The organism is Sphingopyxis sp. (assembly GCF_035686825.1).
Classification (GTDB): domain Bacteria; phylum Pseudomonadota; class Alphaproteobacteria; order Sphingomonadales; family Sphingomonadaceae; genus Sphingopyxis.
Map to the genome: position 1 here is coordinate 631,956 of NZ_DASRYZ010000006.1, position 15,861 is coordinate 647,816.

The 15,861-nt window shown below is 65.7% G+C and carries 15 protein-coding genes; 8 read left to right on the plus strand and 7 right to left on the minus strand.

Going from position 1 to position 15,861, the window contains the following annotated elements; translation table 11 throughout:
• Positions 1–199: 199 nt before the first annotated feature.
• Both VFG17_RS16555 and VFG17_RS16560 read right to left on the minus strand, forming a co-directional pair.
• Entirely contained in the window at positions 200–1,282 is a 1,083-nt protein-coding gene (locus VFG17_RS16555; protein WP_325030456.1) for a flavin reductase, read from the minus strand.
• A 126-nt stretch (positions 1,283–1,408) separates the two neighbouring features.
• A complete protein-coding gene (locus VFG17_RS16560; RefSeq protein WP_325030457.1) occupies positions 1,409–2,389 on the minus strand; it encodes a nitronate monooxygenase family protein in 981 nt (326 codons plus the stop codon).
• Between the two features lie 121 nt (positions 2,390–2,510).
• Between VFG17_RS16560 and VFG17_RS16565 the strand changes: the two genes are divergently transcribed.
• The 6 genes from VFG17_RS16565 (at position 2,511) to VFG17_RS16590 (ending at position 9,310) form a co-directional block, all read left to right on the plus strand.
• Positions 2,511–3,692, plus strand: a complete 1,182-nt coding sequence (locus VFG17_RS16565) for an acyl-CoA dehydrogenase (RefSeq protein WP_325030458.1) — start codon at positions 2,511–2,513, stop codon at positions 3,690–3,692.
• A gap of 104 nt (positions 3,693–3,796) precedes the next feature.
• Complete coding sequence (locus VFG17_RS16570; protein ID WP_325030459.1) at positions 3,797–4,891, plus strand: acyl-CoA dehydrogenase family protein; 1,095 nt, start codon at positions 3,797–3,799, stop codon at positions 4,889–4,891.
• The gene (locus VFG17_RS16575) at positions 4,888–6,093 is read left to right on the plus strand and encodes an acyl-CoA dehydrogenase family protein (protein ID WP_325030460.1); all 1,206 of its coding nucleotides are present in this window, start codon (positions 4,888–4,890) and stop codon (positions 6,091–6,093) included. Before VFG17_RS16570 ends, VFG17_RS16575 begins: the two co-directional genes overlap by 4 nt.
• A gap of 11 nt (positions 6,094–6,104) precedes the next feature.
• Positions 6,105–6,887, plus strand: a complete 783-nt coding sequence (locus VFG17_RS16580; RefSeq protein WP_325030461.1) for an SDR family NAD(P)-dependent oxidoreductase — start codon at positions 6,105–6,107, stop codon at positions 6,885–6,887.
• Positions 6,888–6,912: 25 nt separating this feature from the next.
• Positions 6,913–8,163 (plus strand): acetyl-CoA C-acetyltransferase, encoded by a 1,251-nt coding sequence (locus VFG17_RS16585; RefSeq protein ID WP_325030462.1) that lies wholly within the window; start codon positions 6,913–6,915, stop codon positions 8,161–8,163.
• Between the two features lie 16 nt (positions 8,164–8,179).
• Complete coding sequence (locus VFG17_RS16590) at positions 8,180–9,310, plus strand: CaiB/BaiF CoA-transferase family protein (RefSeq protein WP_325030463.1); 1,131 nt, start codon at positions 8,180–8,182, stop codon at positions 9,308–9,310.
• Positions 9,311–9,313: 3 nt separating this feature from the next.
• Here VFG17_RS16590 and VFG17_RS16595 read toward each other — a convergent pair whose 3' ends face one another.
• Positions 9,314–10,024: an acyl-CoA dehydrogenase family protein gene (locus tag VFG17_RS16595; protein WP_325030464.1), complete on the minus strand. Its 711-nt coding sequence runs from the start codon at positions 10,022–10,024 to the stop codon at positions 9,314–9,316.
• The gene (locus VFG17_RS16600; RefSeq protein WP_325030465.1) at positions 10,021–11,160 is read right to left on the minus strand and encodes an acyl-CoA dehydrogenase family protein; all 1,140 of its coding nucleotides are present in this window, start codon (positions 11,158–11,160) and stop codon (positions 10,021–10,023) included. The genes VFG17_RS16595 and VFG17_RS16600 overlap by 4 nt, the downstream gene beginning before the upstream one ends.
• A gap of 51 nt (positions 11,161–11,211) precedes the next feature.
• On the opposite strand from VFG17_RS16600, the gene VFG17_RS16605 reads away from it, so the two are divergent.
• Positions 11,212–12,015, plus strand: a complete 804-nt coding sequence (locus tag VFG17_RS16605; RefSeq protein ID WP_325030466.1) for a crotonase/enoyl-CoA hydratase family protein — start codon at positions 11,212–11,214, stop codon at positions 12,013–12,015.
• A complete protein-coding gene (locus VFG17_RS16610; RefSeq protein WP_325030467.1) occupies positions 12,012–12,797 on the plus strand; it encodes a tyrosine-protein phosphatase in 786 nt (261 codons plus the stop codon). Before VFG17_RS16605 ends, VFG17_RS16610 begins: the two co-directional genes overlap by 4 nt.
• A gap of 4 nt (positions 12,798–12,801) precedes the next feature.
• On the opposite strand, the gene VFG17_RS16615 is transcribed toward VFG17_RS16610, so the two are convergent.
• The 3 genes from VFG17_RS16615 to VFG17_RS16625 all read right to left on the minus strand — a co-directional run bounded on the left by VFG17_RS16615 (position 12,802) and on the right by VFG17_RS16625 (position 15,861).
• Positions 12,802–14,136: a metal-dependent hydrolase family protein gene (locus tag VFG17_RS16615; RefSeq protein WP_325030468.1), complete on the minus strand. Its 1,335-nt coding sequence runs from the start codon at positions 14,134–14,136 to the stop codon at positions 12,802–12,804.
• A gap of 70 nt (positions 14,137–14,206) precedes the next feature.
• Complete coding sequence (locus tag VFG17_RS16620) at positions 14,207–14,944, minus strand: HAD family hydrolase (protein ID WP_325030469.1); 738 nt, start codon at positions 14,942–14,944, stop codon at positions 14,207–14,209.
• Entirely contained in the window at positions 14,941–15,861 is a 921-nt protein-coding gene (locus VFG17_RS16625) for an aminotransferase class IV (RefSeq protein WP_325030470.1), read from the minus strand. The genes VFG17_RS16620 and VFG17_RS16625 overlap by 4 nt, the downstream gene beginning before the upstream one ends.

Here is a 15,861-nt window from a genome sequence, read left to right on the forward strand (position 1 = left end):
CTCTCGACGCCGGGCAAGTTGAACCTACCGACCCTAACGACTAGCCGGGATTGATCGCACGCCAAGGTCGATATGAGGCGATGCAATAGGCCCTCCCTTTTGGGGGTATCGGCGGGGGTATCGGGCCCCCACATACAGATTAAATCTCCGAGAATTTCGCACCAAGTTTCCCGCAAAGTGAATCCCACCCTGTCCGCCATCAGGCGAAATGCAACCGCCGATATTTCCCGCGAAAATAGAGCAAGGGGTCGCGGTGCGGTTCGAACTGCGCGCGGACCACACGGCCGACGAGGATGAAATGGTCGCCCGCTTCGTGGAGCGATTCGCGTTGGCATTCGAACGACACGAGCGAGCCGCCGAGCAGCGGCACGCCGGTTTGACCGGGCGCCCACGGCTGGTTGGCGAACCGGTCTTCGCCCTTCGCGGCGAAGCGGTTCGACGTCGGCTGCTGGCCGATTTGCAGGACATTGACCCCGAAATGCGCCGCGTCGCGCAGTATCGGCGCGGTTCCCGCCGTGTTGGCGATGCACACGAGCAGCAGCGGCGGCTCGAGCGAGACCGAGGTGAAGCTGTTCGCGGTCAATCCGACCGGCGTTCCCGCCGCGTCGAGCGCGGTGACGATCGTGATTCCGGTCGCGAAGCAGCCCATCGCGTCGCGCAGGGTGCGCGGGTCGGACCCCGCCTTGAACTCCATCGCCTCGCGCGGCTGACGACGCTCGAGAAATTCGAGGAGTTGCCCGAGCAGCGCCTCTTTCCGGTCCGATGCAAGCGCGAGGTCGCAATCGTCGATGTCGGCGCTCTCGCCCATCGGTAGCGCGGCGCTGAAGGCATCGCCGGTCGCGCTGCTTTGCGCGGGCGAGAAACCGCCGCGTATCACGAGGGTGGGAACCGCGACGCGGTCGGCAAGACCGTCGGCGATCGCCCCCTCGTCGGCAGGCATGTCGACAACGACCAGCCCGGCGGCAAGGTGGGCACCGTCGAGCGCTAGCGCGCGCGCGGCGACCCATCCGCCGTTGGCTGCGGCGACCACGACGGGGCGCGACCCCATCTGCGCCAGCACCAGGCGGAGATCCTCGACATGCGGCGCCAACTGCTGTTCGTCGCGCAGACCGAGGTTCACGACGCGCCGCCCCGACAGCACGAGCGCGTCGGCGACCTCGCGCCACCCGGCGCGGCCCTGCCCGATGCCGGGGACCAGCAACACCGCGGGGTCGTTCTCGTCGCCCAGCAGATCGGCCGCGAGGCGAACACCGCCGAAACCCTTATATTCGATGAGGCTCAAACATCCCCCTTGCCGCGCCGGCGGGCGCGGACGCCAGCGGGCTTCGATACGATCAAATTGCGAAGAATCGGATCATATCGAAAGCCGTCGCGGCGCGCCAGCGGCGAAGGTCAGCCTTTGGGCGCATCAGGCGCGCAGCGAGGCCAGCCGCTGATCGACGATCGCGTCGGCTTCCGTCATGATCCGGTCGATTAGCTCCTTGCAGGTCGGGATGTCGTGGATGAGCCCCTGCACCATCCCCGCCCAGAAGACGCCCTTCGAAAGGTCGCCGGTCTCGAGCAGTTCGCGCCCCGCCTTGCCGTTCACCAGTTCGGCGACGTCGGCGAAGGTCGCGTCGGGAACCGCGAGGCGGCGCACGACCTCTTCGCTCACCGCGCTCTTGCCGACGCGCGCGGTGTTCTTGAGGCTGCGGAAGATCAGGAAGCTGCCGCGCTCGTCATTCTCGACATAGGCCTGCTTCACATTGTCGTGGATCGGCGCCTCTACCGTTGCGCAGAAGCGCGTGCCCATGTTGATGCCCTCGGCGCCGAGCGACAGCGCTGCGACGAGGCCGCGCCCGTCGCCGAAACCTCCGCTCGCGAGCATCGGTATCTTCACCTTGTCGGCGGCCGCCGGGATCAGGATCAGGCCCGGAATATCATCCTCGCCCGGATGGCCTGCGCATTCGAAGCCATCGATCGAGATGATATCGCAGCCTGCGCGCTCTGCCGACAACGCATGCCGCACCGCGGTGCATTTGTGGAGGATGGTGACGCCGTGGGGCTTGAGCATCTCCCATATCTCGCGCACCGCCTGCGTGCCCGCGGTCTCGACGATCTTGACCCCGCCGTCGATGATCGCCTGCGCATAGGCTTTGTAGTCGGGCGCGTTGATCGTTGGGAACACCGTCAGGTTCACGCCGAACGGCTTGTCGGTCATCGACCGGCATTTTTCGATTTCCTCGCGCAGTGCCTCGGGGCTCGGCTGGGTCAGCGCGGTGATGATGCCGAGGCCGCCGGCGTTCGACACCGCGCTCGCGAGTTCGGCGTAGCCGACGCTCTGCATCCCGCCCTGGACAATCGGATGCTCGATACCCAGCATTTCGGTGATGCGTGTCTTGAAAGCCATATCGATCTCTCCTCAGCGGTCCTGCCCTTACGGCATCTTCGTTCCGGTCCATGAAATAACTTGACGCTTACGTCAACGTCGGGTTGACTAGAAAGAAAGTTAGATAGCGAAGGGAATCGGAATGGCGACGCACGAAGGCATATCGGAACGGGCGCGCGCCATTGCCGAAAAGGTCGAAAGCTTCGTCCGCGAAACCGTCGTTCCCTATGAAAGCGATCCGCGCCGCGACCATCATGGGGCGCCGACCGACGAGCTGGTGATGGAGATGCGCGAACATGCCCGCGCGGCCGGCGTGCTGACGCCGCATATCCTGTCCGACGGCAGTCACCTCAATCAGCGCGAGGCCGCGGTCGTCCTCATCAAAAGCGGGCTGTCGCCGCTCGGCCCGCTCGCGTGCAACACGATGGCGCCCGACGAGGGCAATATGTATCTGCTCGGCAAGGAGGGCAGCCCGGAACTCAAAGAGCGCTTTCTGGAACCGATGGTCGAGGGGCGCGTCCGCTCGGCCTTCTTCATGACCGAGCCCGCCGACGAGGGCGGTGCCGGTTCCGACCCATCGATGATGAAGACGACCTGCCGTCCCGACGGCAATCACTGGGTAATCAACGGCCGCAAGACCTTCATCACCGGCGCCCAAGGCGCGCGCGTCGGCATCGTGATGGCGAAGGCGGATGAAGGCGCGTGCATGTTCCTGATCGACCTGCCCGACCCCGCGATCCGCATCGACCATGTGCCCAATACGATCGACAGCTCGATGCCCGGCGGTCATGCGACGCTGACGATCGACAATCTGCGCGTTCCCGCCGACCAGATGCTCGGCGAGGCCGGCGAAGGCTTTCGTTACGCACAGGTCCGCCTCTCCCCTGCCCGCTTGTCGCACTGCATGCGCTGGCTCGGCGCGTGCATTCGCGCGCACGAGATCGCGACCGACTATGCCAATCGCCGCGAAGCGTTCGGCAAGCCGCTGATCGATCATGAGGGTGTCGGCTTCATGCTCGCCGAAAATATGATCGACCTGAAACAGGCCGAGTTGATGATCGACTGGTGCGCGGGGGTGCTCGACACCGGATCGCTCGGCACCGTCGAAAGCTCGATGGCGAAGGTCGCTGTGTCCGAAGCGCTGATGCGCATCGCCGACCGCTGCGTGCAGGTGATGGGCGGCACCGGGGTCACCGACAAGACGATCGTCGAACAGGTGTTCCGCGAGGTCCGCGCCTTCCGCATCTACGACGGCCCGACCGAGGTCCATAAATGGAGCTTGGCGAAGAAGATTAAGCGTGACTGGAAAGCCGGGCTCGCCTGACGGGCATGCCAGTTGACGGTCGTCGAAACGTAGCGTCAAAACGCTTGACGTTTACGTTAACGTCCGGATGATGACCGGAAACGGTAGGTAGAGGAATCAGGCCGATGTCGATCTTGTACGACGAAGGACAGCAGGCGATCGCGACCGAGTCGCGGCGCGCGATCGAAGCGCGGGTCAGCAAGGATGATCTGCTCCCCTTGCTCCAGATCAGCGGCAAATATCATGAGGGCTTCTGGGCCACGGCGAAGGAACAGGGCTGGACCGCGCTCGCGCTTTCCGAAGACTATGGCGGGCTTGATCTCGGCCTCGTCGAACTCGGGCTGATCGCGCATCAGGCCGGCCGGTCGCTGAGCGGCGCGCCGTTCCTGACGTCGAGCTTTGGCGCGGCGAAGGCCATCGAACTTTACGGCAGCGACGAGCAAAAGACGCGCTGGCTTCCGGGGCTTGCGAGTGGTGAGACGATCGGCGCCATCGCTTTCGCGCAGGGGCCCGATCCCCTGCCCGCCGCGCCGCCGGTTAGGCTGAATGCCGGTCAGGTCGAAGGAACCGCGGTCGGCGTTTCGGGCGGGCTCTTCGCCGATATCGCCATCGCGCTCGTCAGTGAAGGCGGTTCGCCGGTGCTGGCGATCGTCGACCTCACCGGGACCGAGCGCAAGGCGGTCGACAGCTTCGACAACAGCCGTTGTATCGCCGACCTGCTGTTCGCCGGCGCGCAGGCGGAAACGCTGGTGACCGGCGACGCCGCCCGCGCCGCGGCGCTCAACATCCTCGCGCTGCAAGCGGTCGTGACCGCGCATGAACAGACCGGCGGCGCCGAGGCGCTGATGGAGATCGCACGCGACTATGCGCTGACACGCAAGGCGTTCGGCCAGCCGATCGGCGCATTCCAGTCGATCAAGCATCGCATCGCCGAGCTCTATGGTTTTGTGGAACTCGCGCGCGCCAATGCGATTCACGCCGCGGCGCGCGAGGGGCAGGATGATTTCATCACCGCCGCCGCCGCCGCGCGCCTCTCGGCCACCGAGGCTTATGACACCGCGGCGCGCGACTGCGTCCAGATTCACGGCGGCATCGGCGTGACGTGGGAGATCGGGCTGCACCTCCACATGCGCCGCTCGCGTACGCTCGCGCTCGAGCAAGGGAGCAGCTTCTTCTGGGAAGATATACTCGTCGACCGGCTGGCAGGAGCAGGCGCATGACCGATCTCGGAACTTACCGCGCCAAGGCCGCAGCCTGGTGCGAATCGATGGTGCCCGCGTTCGGCAAAGCGGCACGCAAGGGGCTGAGCGTCGAGGAGGATCTCGCACTCGGCCGCCGCTATCAGAAGGCGAAGTTCGACGCCGGTTACGCCGGGATCAACTGGCCGATCGACCTCGGCGGCCAGGGGCTCGGCCATATCGAGAAGATCAGCTTCGAGGGCGAGGAGATGAAGCACGGCTTCCCCAACGTCTATTTCGGTATCTCGCTCGGTATGCCGGTGCCGGTGCTGATGCAGTTCGGCAGCGACCGCGAGTTCGTGAAGGAACGCGTGCTCAAGGCGCTGCAGGGCGAGGAAATCTGGTGCCAGCTCTTTTCGGAACCCTCGGGCGGCACCGACCTCGCCGGCTTGCGTACCCGTGCCGAGACCGACGGCAACGGCTGGAAGATCAACGGGCAGAAGGTCTGGACGAGCTGGGCGCAATATAGCGACTATGGCGTCATCGTCGTGCGCACCGATCCCACGGTCGCGAAGCACAAGGGTCTCACTTACTTCTGGGTCGACATGAGGGCGCCGGGCGTGACGGTGCGCCCGATCAAGCTCGCGGGCGGCGACTCTCACGTCAACGAAGTATTCTTCGACGATGTGAAGATCAGCGACGACCATCGCATGTCGCCGGTCGGCGGCGGCTTCGCTGTCGCGCTCGCGACGCTGATGATCGAGCGCTATGTCGCGACCGACAGCGCGGGATTCGGGCCGCATCTCGACCTGTTCGTCGAGCTTGCGAAGGAGGTGAAGCTGAACGGCCGCCCCGCGATCGAGGATGGCCGCATCCGCCAGCAGATCGCGCGCAACCATGCGATGCGCGCCGGCCTCGACTCGATCAACCGCCGCGCGCGGCTGATGATGCAGGCAGGCATGACGCCGGGTCCCGAAGGGTCGCTCAACAAGCTCGTCGCGGTGCGTTCGCGCCAGAAGCTCTCCGAGCTCGCGCTCGACCTGCAGGGAACGGGCGCCTTCCTCTTTGACGAGCATGCCTCGCCCAAGGACGACTGGGCGTCGAGCTGGATCAACGCACCGACGGGCCGCATCGCGGGCGGATCGGACGAGACTTTGCTCAACACGATCGCCGAGCGCATCCTCGGCCTGCCGCAGGACCATCGGCCCGACAAGGGCATCCCCTTCAACCAGATCCCCGCCTGAGGAGCCTCCCCATGAAAATCGATTCCAGCATATCGGCCGTGGTGACCGGCGGCGCATCGGGCCTCGGCCGCGCAACCGCTGACGCGCTGGCCGCGTCGGGGGTGAAGGTCGCGATCTTCGACATCAACGACGCGCTCGGCGAAGAGGTCGCGGCGTCGATCGGCGGGCTGTTCGTGCATGTCGATATCACCGACGAGCAATCGGTCCTCGACGGCTATGCCAAGGCGCGCGCGGCGCATGGGCAGGAGCGCGTGTGCGTCCACTGCGCGATGACCTCGCGCCGCGGCAAGACGCTCGCCTATGACAAGGAAACGGGCAGCTTCCGTCGCACCCCGACCGAGGATTACGCCTATGGCGTCGCGGGCATTTTGACCGCGAGCTATCGCATCGGTTCGATCGCCGCCGAAGGCATGGCGACGCTCCCCGAAATGGAAGACGGCGAGCGCGGCGCGATCATCTTCACCGCCTCGGTCGCCGCGCAGGACGCACAGATCGGACAGGTCATCTACGGCTCGGCCAAGGCGGGCGTGAACGGCCTCGTCCTGCCGATGGCGCGCGACCTGATGGACCTCGGCATCCGCGTGAACTCGATCATGCCCGGCGTGTTCGGCACGCCGCTGCTCGGCAATATGAACCCGAAGGTGAAGGAAAGCCTCGAAGCCTCGGTCCCCTTCCCCAAGCGGCTCGGCAAGGCCGAGGAATATGCGAGCCTCGCGATGGAAATGGTCCGCAACAATTATTTCAACGGCCAAGCGGTCCGCCTCGATGGCGCGATCCGCATGGCCCCCCGTTAATCTCTCCCGACGAAAGGAATTTCCCATGGCCGAAGCCTATATCATCGACGCCGTCCGCACCCCGCGCGGGATCGGCAAACCCGGCAAGGGCGCGCTGTCGCACCTCCACCCCCAGCATCTCGCCGCGACCGTCCTCGCCGCGATCCGCGACCGCAACAATCTCGACACCGCGACGGTCGACGACATCGTCTGGTCGACCTCGTCGCAGAACGGCAAGCAGGGCGGCGACCTCGGCCGCATGGCGGCGCTGTCGGCGGGTTATGACACCAAGGCATCGGGCACGACGCTCGACCGTTTCTGTGGCGGCGGCATCAGCTCGGTGAACTTCGCTGCGGCGAGCGTGATGAGCGGTATGGAAGACTGCGTCATCGCGGGCGGCACCGAGATGATGAGCTACACGACCGCCCATGCCGCCGAACAGGCGAACGCCGGCCTGCCGCCACGCCTGATGGGTTCGGGCCACGAAGCGCTCGACGAGCTTCACCCGCAATCGCACCAGGGAATTTGCGGCGACGCGATCGCGACGATCGAGGGCATCAGCCGCGAGGATCTCGACGCACTCGCGCTCGTCAGCCAGCAGCGCGCCGACCGCGCGATCAAGGAAGGCCGCTTCGCCAAATCGGTCGTGCCCGTGCACAATCCCGACGGCAGCGTCGCGCTCGACCGTGAGGAGTTCCCCCGCCCCGAAACCACCGCGGAGGGACTAGCGGCGCTGAAACCGAGCTTCGCCGGCCTCGCCGATTTCGACATGGGCGGCGGCTTCACCTTTAGGAAGCAGGTCAACCGCCGCTATCCCGATCTCGAAATCCAGCATTTCCACCATGCCGGCAACTCGTCGGGCGTCGTGGACGGTGCGGCGGCGCTGCTCCTCACGTCGAAGGACTATGCCGACAAGCATGGCCTGAAGCCGCGTGCGCGCGTCGTCGCCTATGCCAATATCGGCGACGATCCGACGCTGATGCTCAACGCTCCCGTTCCGGCGGCGAAGAAGGTGCTCGAAAAGGCGGGGCTCAAAAAGGAAGATATCGACGTCTGGGAAATCAACGAAGCTTTCTCGGTCGTCGCCGAGAAGTTCATTCGCGACCTCGACTTGCCCCGTGAGAAGGTGAACATCAACGGCGGCGCGATGGCGCTCGGCCATCCGATCGGCGCCACGGGATCGATCCTGATCGGCACCGCGCTCGACGAGCTCGAACGCTCGGGCGGCCGCTATGGCCTCGTCACCATGTGCGCCGCCGGCGGCATGGCGCCCGCGATCATCATCGAACGCATTTAAGGCACAGGAGAGCATCATGGCCGGGCCGTTGAAGGGTATCAGGATCATCGAATTTGCCGGCATCGGTCCGGGTCCCTTCTGCGGCATGATGCTCGCCGACCATGGCGCCGAGGTGATCCGTATCGATCGCCCCGGCGGCTTCATGGACCCGCGCGACCCGCTGAGCCGTAACCGCACCTCGATCGCACTCGACATGAAGAATCCTGACGCGGTCCGCATCGCGCGCGAGCTGTGCAAGAGCGCCGACGGGATCATCGAGGGCTATCGCCCCGGCGTGATGGAACGGCTCGGGCTCGGGCCCGAGGTGCTGCTCGCCGACAATCCGAAGCTCGTTTACGGCCGCATGACCGGCTGGGGTCAATTCGGCCCCTATGCGCAGGCGGCGGGTCACGACATCAACTATATCTCGCTGTCGGGCGTCCTCCACGGCATCGGCCGCGCGGGCGAAAAGCCGGTGCCGCCGGTCAATTATGTCGGCGACTTCGGCGGCGGCGGCATGATGCTCGCCTTCGGCATGTCGAGCGCGCTTGTCCACGCCGCGCGTACCGGCGAGGGGCAGGTAATCGACTGCGCGATGACCGACGGCTCGGCTTTGCTTGCCGGCATGACGTGGGGCTTCCTCGCCTCGGGCAGGCTGAAGGACGAGGCGGGCGTCAACATGCTCGACGGCGCGGCGCATTTCTATGACTCCTATGTCTGCGCCGACGGCAAGTTCATCTCGATCGGGTCGATCGAGCCGCAATTCTATGCGCTGCTGCGCGACAAGACTGGGCTGACCGACGACCCCGACTTCGACGCGCAGATGGACCCATCAAAATGGGGACCGCTCAAGGACAAGCTGACCGCGCTGTTCCAGACCAAGACGCGCGACGAATGGTGCGCGATCATGGAAATGACCGACGTCTGCTTCGCGCCGATCCTGTCGCTGGACGAAGCGCCGCAGCATCCGCACAATGTCGAGCGCGAGACCTTCCTGACCGTGGGCGGCGCGACCCAGCCTGCCCCCGCGCCGCGATATTCGGCAACGGTCAACGACACGCCGCGCCCGGCACCCGCCGTTGGCGGCGATGGCGATGCCGTGCTGGCAGGGCTCGGTTATGACGCCGACAAGATTGCGGCGCTGCGCGAAGGCGGCGCGGTCCGTTAGGGCTCAAGCACCGCGCGCGGCCATCGCTTCCCACAGGCCGCGCCCGCCGAAGCCGGCGACCTGACGCCCGAGAATTTGCGCCCAATGGGCGTCGTTGCCGTGCGTGCCGCGCCAGCGCATCAGCGGGATCGTCACGCGGTGGAGGTCATATTCCTCGGTAAAACCGATCGCACCATGGACCTGATGTGCGACGGCGGTGACGACGCCGACCGCGCGATTGGCGCGAAGCTTCGCCGCAGCAATTTCGAAGCCGGCGGCCGACGGATCGAGATCCACCGCGTCGAGGCGCGCCGCTAGCGCCGCCGCCGCCGCATCGACCGCGCGCACCTCGCACGCCATCACGGCGAGCGATTGCTGCACCGCCTGGAACTTGCCGAGCGGGCGACCGAATTGCTGGCGCATGTTCACATGGTCGATCGACAGGGCCAGCGCCTGCCCCATCGCGCCCGCCATCAGGCTGACGGTCGCGGCCGCGCACAGGACCTCACCGGTGCCGGGTAAAATGGTTTCGGCAATCGGCAGATCGGGCACAATCACGCCCGCAATTTGCAGCACGGCGTTCACGTCGCCCCAGTCGCCGCCGAAGCCGCCGTCTTCCTCGGGAACGAGCAGCAGGCCGAAACCAGCCTCTTCGACCGGCGCGATGCCAGCGGCCGCGGCATCGACGAACACCGCGCGCGCGGTATCGCACAGCATGTCGCGCGCCGCGCTCACCGAAGGCCCAGCCCGCGTGCGATGATCCCGCGGATCACTTCGCGCGTCCCGCCGCGCAGTGAAAAGCTCGGCGACGCGATGAGCAACGCGCGGAGCAGTTTCGCGAGATCGTCGGGATCGTCCCAGCCGCAAGTCACGATCGCCTGCACGCGGCGCGGCATATCCTGTTCGAAGGCATTGCCCAGTTCCTTGACCACCGACGCCTCGACCATCGGATCCTCGCCCGCCGCGAGCTTCGCCGCGGTCGACATCGAGAGCTGGCGGAGCGTCCACATTTCGGCGGTGAGTTCGCCGATCAGACCCGCGACCGCCGGATCGGGGGCGGGCCCCGCCGCATCGATCAACGCGACCAGCAGCGCGTGGCTCGACAGATAGCGTTCAGGGCCCGATCGCTCGAGGCCGAGTTCGGCGGTAACCTGTTTCCATCCCTGCCCGCGCTCGCCGACCAGGGCGCCGTGCGGGACGAGGACGTCGTCGAAGAAGACTTCGTTGAAATCATGATGCCCCGCCATGTCTATGATCGGGCGGATCGTGATGCCGGGGGTGTCGAGGTCGATCAGCAACTGGCTGAGCCCTGCATTGCGCTCGCTGCCTTCTTCGGTGCGAACGAGCGCGAGCATGATGTGTGAGAAATGCGCGCCGGTGGTCCAGATTTTCTGGCCGTTGATGCGCCAGCCGTCGGCGGTCTCGCGCGCTGTCGTTCGCACGGCGGCGAGGTCCGAACCGGCGCCGGGTTCGGAAAGGCCGATGCAGGCGTAGAGTTCGCCTTTCGCAATGCCGGGCAGGTAACGCTGCCGCTGTTCCTCGCTGCCATAGCGCAGGATCAGCGGCCCCGTCTGCCGGTCCGCGATCCAGTGCGCGCCGACCGGGGCCCCCGCCGCGAGCAATTCCTCGATCACGACATAGCGTTCGAGCGGATGCCGGTCGCCGCCGCCATATTGCGCGGGCAGCGTCATGCCGATGTAACCCGCGGCGCCGAGCGCACGGCTGAAATCCGCATCGAAGCTCGCCCAGCAATTCGCTCGTGCCACGACATCGCCGGTCGGCTGGTTCATCGCAAGCCAAGCCCGTAAATCGGTGCGCAGTGCCGCAACATCGCCGGGCGGATCGAACGGATAGAGCGCAAAGCCTTGCATGTCGTACCAGCCATGCAATAGCTTTGGTTAGGCAGCAAAGGATAATTGAAGATGGGCGAATTTTTGAGTGTCGAGCGGCGGGGCAAGATCGCGATCCTGACGATGATCAAGCCCGAAAGCATGAATGCGATCGGCACTCACGAGGATTGTCAGGACATCATCGACACGCTGCGCACCCTCGGCGACGACCGCGGCGTCAGCGCGATCATCCTGACCGGCAGCGGCAAGGCGTTCAGCGCCGGCGGGAACCTGAAAGGCATGCAGGACCGCACCGGCATCGGCGTGCTCGACCAGCCCGATTCCACGCGCGCCAATTACCGCAAGGGGGTGCAGGCGGTGATCCGCGCGCTGATGGACTGCGAGGTGCCGATGATCGCCGCGGTCAACGGCCATGCGATCGGGCTCGGCTGCGACCTTGCCTGCACCTGCGATATCCGCATCGCCGCCGAAAGCGCGAAGTTCGCGTGCAGCTTTATCAAGGTCGGGATCGTCCCCGGCGACGGCGGCGCCTGGCTGCTCCAGAAGGTGCTCGGCTATCCGCGCGCCGCCGAACTTTTCCTGACCGGCGACCGCTTTGACGCGGTGCAGGCAAAGGAATATGGTCTGGTGACGGACGTCGTGCCCGATGCGGATCTGCTCGACCGTGCGATCGCCATCGCCGAGCGGATCGTCTGCAACCCGCCCCGCGCGCTGCGTCTGACGAAGCGTTTGCTGCGCGAAGCGCAGCACAGCCGGATGAGCGATATTTTGGAATTGAGCGCAGCCTATCAGGCGATCGTCCATGAAACCGCGGATAACCGCGAGGCGATCAATGCGTTCGTCGAAAAGCGTCCCCCCATGTTTACAGGAGAATGACCATGCTCGCCGAGCGTGTCCTGCCGCTGTCCGGCATCCATAATTTCCGCGACTATGGCGGGTACGCCGTCGATGGCAACGGGCGGCTGCGCGACGGGATGCTGTGGCGTTCGGCGCATCACGAGGCGGCGACCGACGAGGATCTGACGGCGCTCGACGCGCTGGGGCTCGAGACGGTCGTCGACCTCCGCGGTGACGACGAGCGCGAACTTCATCCGTGCCGGCGCTCGGACAATTTCTCGGCGCGTGTGCTGTTCGCGGGCGGCGTGACCGCAGGCCTCGCGCCGCATCTGCAGGCGGCGGGCGGGACGATCGACGTCGCGACGGCGCGCGAGCGGATGATCGATACCTATGCCGGGATGCCCTATCGCCCCGCGCTCGTCGCGACACTGCGGCTCTATCTCGCCGCGCTGTCCGAATATGATGCGCCCAGCCTCGTCCACTGCGTCGCGGGCAAGGATCGCACCGGCTTTGCGGTTGCGATCGTCCACCGGCTGCTCGGCGTCCATGAGGATGATCTGATGCACGATTATCTGCTCACCAACACCGCGGGCAAGATCGAGGAACGCATCGCACAGGGCGCTGCGCATATCCGTTCGCGCTATGGCGCCGAAATCCATGACGATGCGATCCGCGCGCTGATGTCGGTCAACCCTTCCTATCTCGACGCCGCGCTCGCCACAGTGCGCCGCGACCATGGCGATATCCCGACCTATGCCGAGGCGGTGCTGAACTTCACCCCCGAAATGCGCGAAGCGATGCTCGACCGGCTGGTGGTCTAGGGGTCTATTCGCCCCTCACCAGCACCCCTCCCTGGACCACCGCGTCGACGCTTTCGAGCTGGCGCACGTCGGCGAGTGGGTCGCCGTCGACCGCGACGATGTCGGCATAGCGCCCGACCGCGATCGCACCGACGTCCTGCTCGCGGCCGAGCGCCTCGGCGGCGCTCTTGGTCGCAGCCTGGATCGCTTGCAGCGGGGTCATGCCGTAATCGACCATGACGCGGAACTGCTTGCCGACGTCGCCGTGCGGCATCACCCCGGCGTCGGAGCCGAACACCATGCGCACGCCCGCCTTCACCGCTTTGCGGAAATTGTCGCGCTGGATCTGCGCGATCTCGCGGTCCTTGCGCAGATTGTCCTCGAGCACGCCGTTCTTCGCGCCTTCGGCCTGGGTATATTCGGTGTTGTAGATATCCATCGAGAACCACACCGGCCGCTTGCGCGCCACCGCCATGCGGATGCCCTCGTCGTCGACCAGGCTGACATGTTCGATCGTATCGATTCCTGCGGCGATCGCGGCGCGGATGCCCTCGGCGCCATGCGCGTGGGCGGCGACGCGCAGCCCCCATTGATGCGCCTCGTCGGCGATGGCGGCGAGTTCCTTTTCGGAGACCTGCAACTGACCCGGCTCGGTGTTGCGCGAAAAGACGCCGCCGGTCGCGCAGACCTTGATCACCTCGGCGCCATATTTGCGCTGGCGGCGGACCTGATAGCGAAGCTCGTCGGGCGTATCACCGATGCCCTCTTCCTTGCCGTCCTTCTTCTCGAGGCTGGGCGGCAGGTAAGTGCTGTCGCAATGACCGCCGGTCGCGCCGAGCGCATAGCCAGCGGGGACGATGCGCGGGCCGGTGGCATAGCCCGCGTCGATCGCCTGCTTGAGCCCGATATCGTTGCGGTCGCTCGACCCGACGTTGCGCACCGTCGTGAAGCCCGCGCCGAGCATGTCGTTCGCATTCTTGACCGCGGTCATGCCCCAGAAGCTGTCGGTGAATTCGAGCCCGCGATAGCCGCCGATGTCGGCGGGACCATCAAGATGGACGTGCATATCGATTAGCCCCGGCAGCAGCGTCTTGTCGCCGAGGTCGACATGTTTGACGTTCGATCCCCAGCGCACCGTGCGCGCGTCGGCGATGTTCGTGATGCGGCCGTCGGCGCCGACGAAGATCGCGGGATTGTCGACCGTCTTGCCGGTCAGCACATCGACGTAACGCGCGGCGGTGATGACGGTCTGGCCGGCACCGTCCTGCGCCCGCACCGGGAGCGCGGCGGCTCCCGCCAGCGTCGTCGAGACAAAGATGATTCCCCGCAGAAAACTGCCGAACTTCACTCGCGATTGCATGTTTTTCCCGCCCCTTTTCAGTGCCCGCAAAATAGATGGCAAAACGGGACTTAATAGGACAGCAGAATTTTCACGCGGCGGTGATTTTATGTCGTGCCAGATAGTCGTAACCGGGACGGCAGGCATCGGCGACCGCCCGCCCCTCCGCCGTCAGTTCGGGTTGCGGTTTGTCGGGCGGACCGAATCCCGTACTCGACGCGACGGCATCGTACCAGTGCGAGGCCCAGACGCCATCCGTGTCGTGAATCCCGGCTTTCCAGCGCAGCATCGCGGGGTCCCATGCGATGTCGAGCGCCGCGCACAATTTCTGCAGCATCGCCGACGGATCGTGCAATATGTCGGCGCTGTCGATCACCGGCGGCGCGTGGCCAAGCCGGTCGGCCTCGCGGTCGAAAAATTCGACCTGCTTCGCGGTGCCGAGGTGATCGGGGCGCACCGCAACGCGCTTTGCCGCATAGCTCGCGATCACGCGCGCGGGGTCGCGGATCAGGAAGGCGTGGCGCAGGCCGGGAAGATCGTCATAGGCGATCGGGCCGACCATGTGGTGCGCCATATGCTTCTGGTACCAGAGCTTTGCGCCCGTCGGACAGGCGCCGGTCATGCTGCGCGCGACGCCATCCCAGTCGCAGTCCATCGACGCCATGACCGCGTCCATCATCGGCTGCGGATCGCCGGTTTCCTTAAGGTACGCGCCATAAAAGGGCTCGTCGCTGACGAAGCTGTCGGTGCGGCTGCCGAAACTGCGCATCATCGCGGTGGAGAGGTTGCGCGGCCCCGACCACATTGCGATGCGAACGCACTCGCTCACGACCGCGACTGCTCCGCGATGTCGCGCTCGATCAGCGCCTTGTAGAGGGTTTGCAATCGCTCCACCATCGCCCCCCTGCCCTCGGTCAGCTTACGCCCGTCGACCGTGTGCGCGGGTACGACGCCGGCGAAGGTGCCGGTGACGAACGCCTCCTCGGCACCATAGACGTCGGTGAGCGAGAAATTCTTCTCATAGACCGGAATGCCGTTTTCGCGGCAGATACGGATGACATTGCCGCGCGTGATGCCGCCGAGGCAGTAATCGCCGCTCGACGTCCACACCTCGCCCCCGCGCACGATGAAAAAATGGGTCGAATTGCACGTCGCGACGAAGCCGTGCGGGTCGAGCATCAGCGCCTCGTCGGCGCCGGCCTGTGCCGCCTGGATGCACGCGGTGATGCAATTGAGCTTCGAATGCGAATTGAGCTTGGGGTCCTGTACCGCGGGGTCACCGCGCCGGACATGGACGGTGAAAAGCGACAGCCCCTTCTCGACCGTCGCGGGGAGCGGATCCTTGTGCTCGGCGATGATCACGATCGTCGCGGGCGAGATGACGACACGCGGGTCCTGATAGGGCGTCGAACGAATGCCGCGCGTCACCATCAGGCGGATATGGCAATAGTCCATGCCGTTCGCGTCGATCGTGTCGTAAAGGCGCCGTTCGAGCGCGTCGCGCGTGATCCCGATATCCATCGCGATCGCCTTCGCGCCTTCCCATAGCCGATCCAGATGCTGGTCGAGGAATGCCATGCGCCCCTTGTGGACGCGAATACCCTCCCACACGCCGTCGCCGAGCATGAAACCGCTGTCGAACACCGATACGCTTGCCTGCGCCCGGGGAACGAGGGTTCCGTTGACGTTGATGAGGATCGCGTCGTTGCGCGGATCGGGAATGAAATCGTGGGTGCCTTGAGCCAT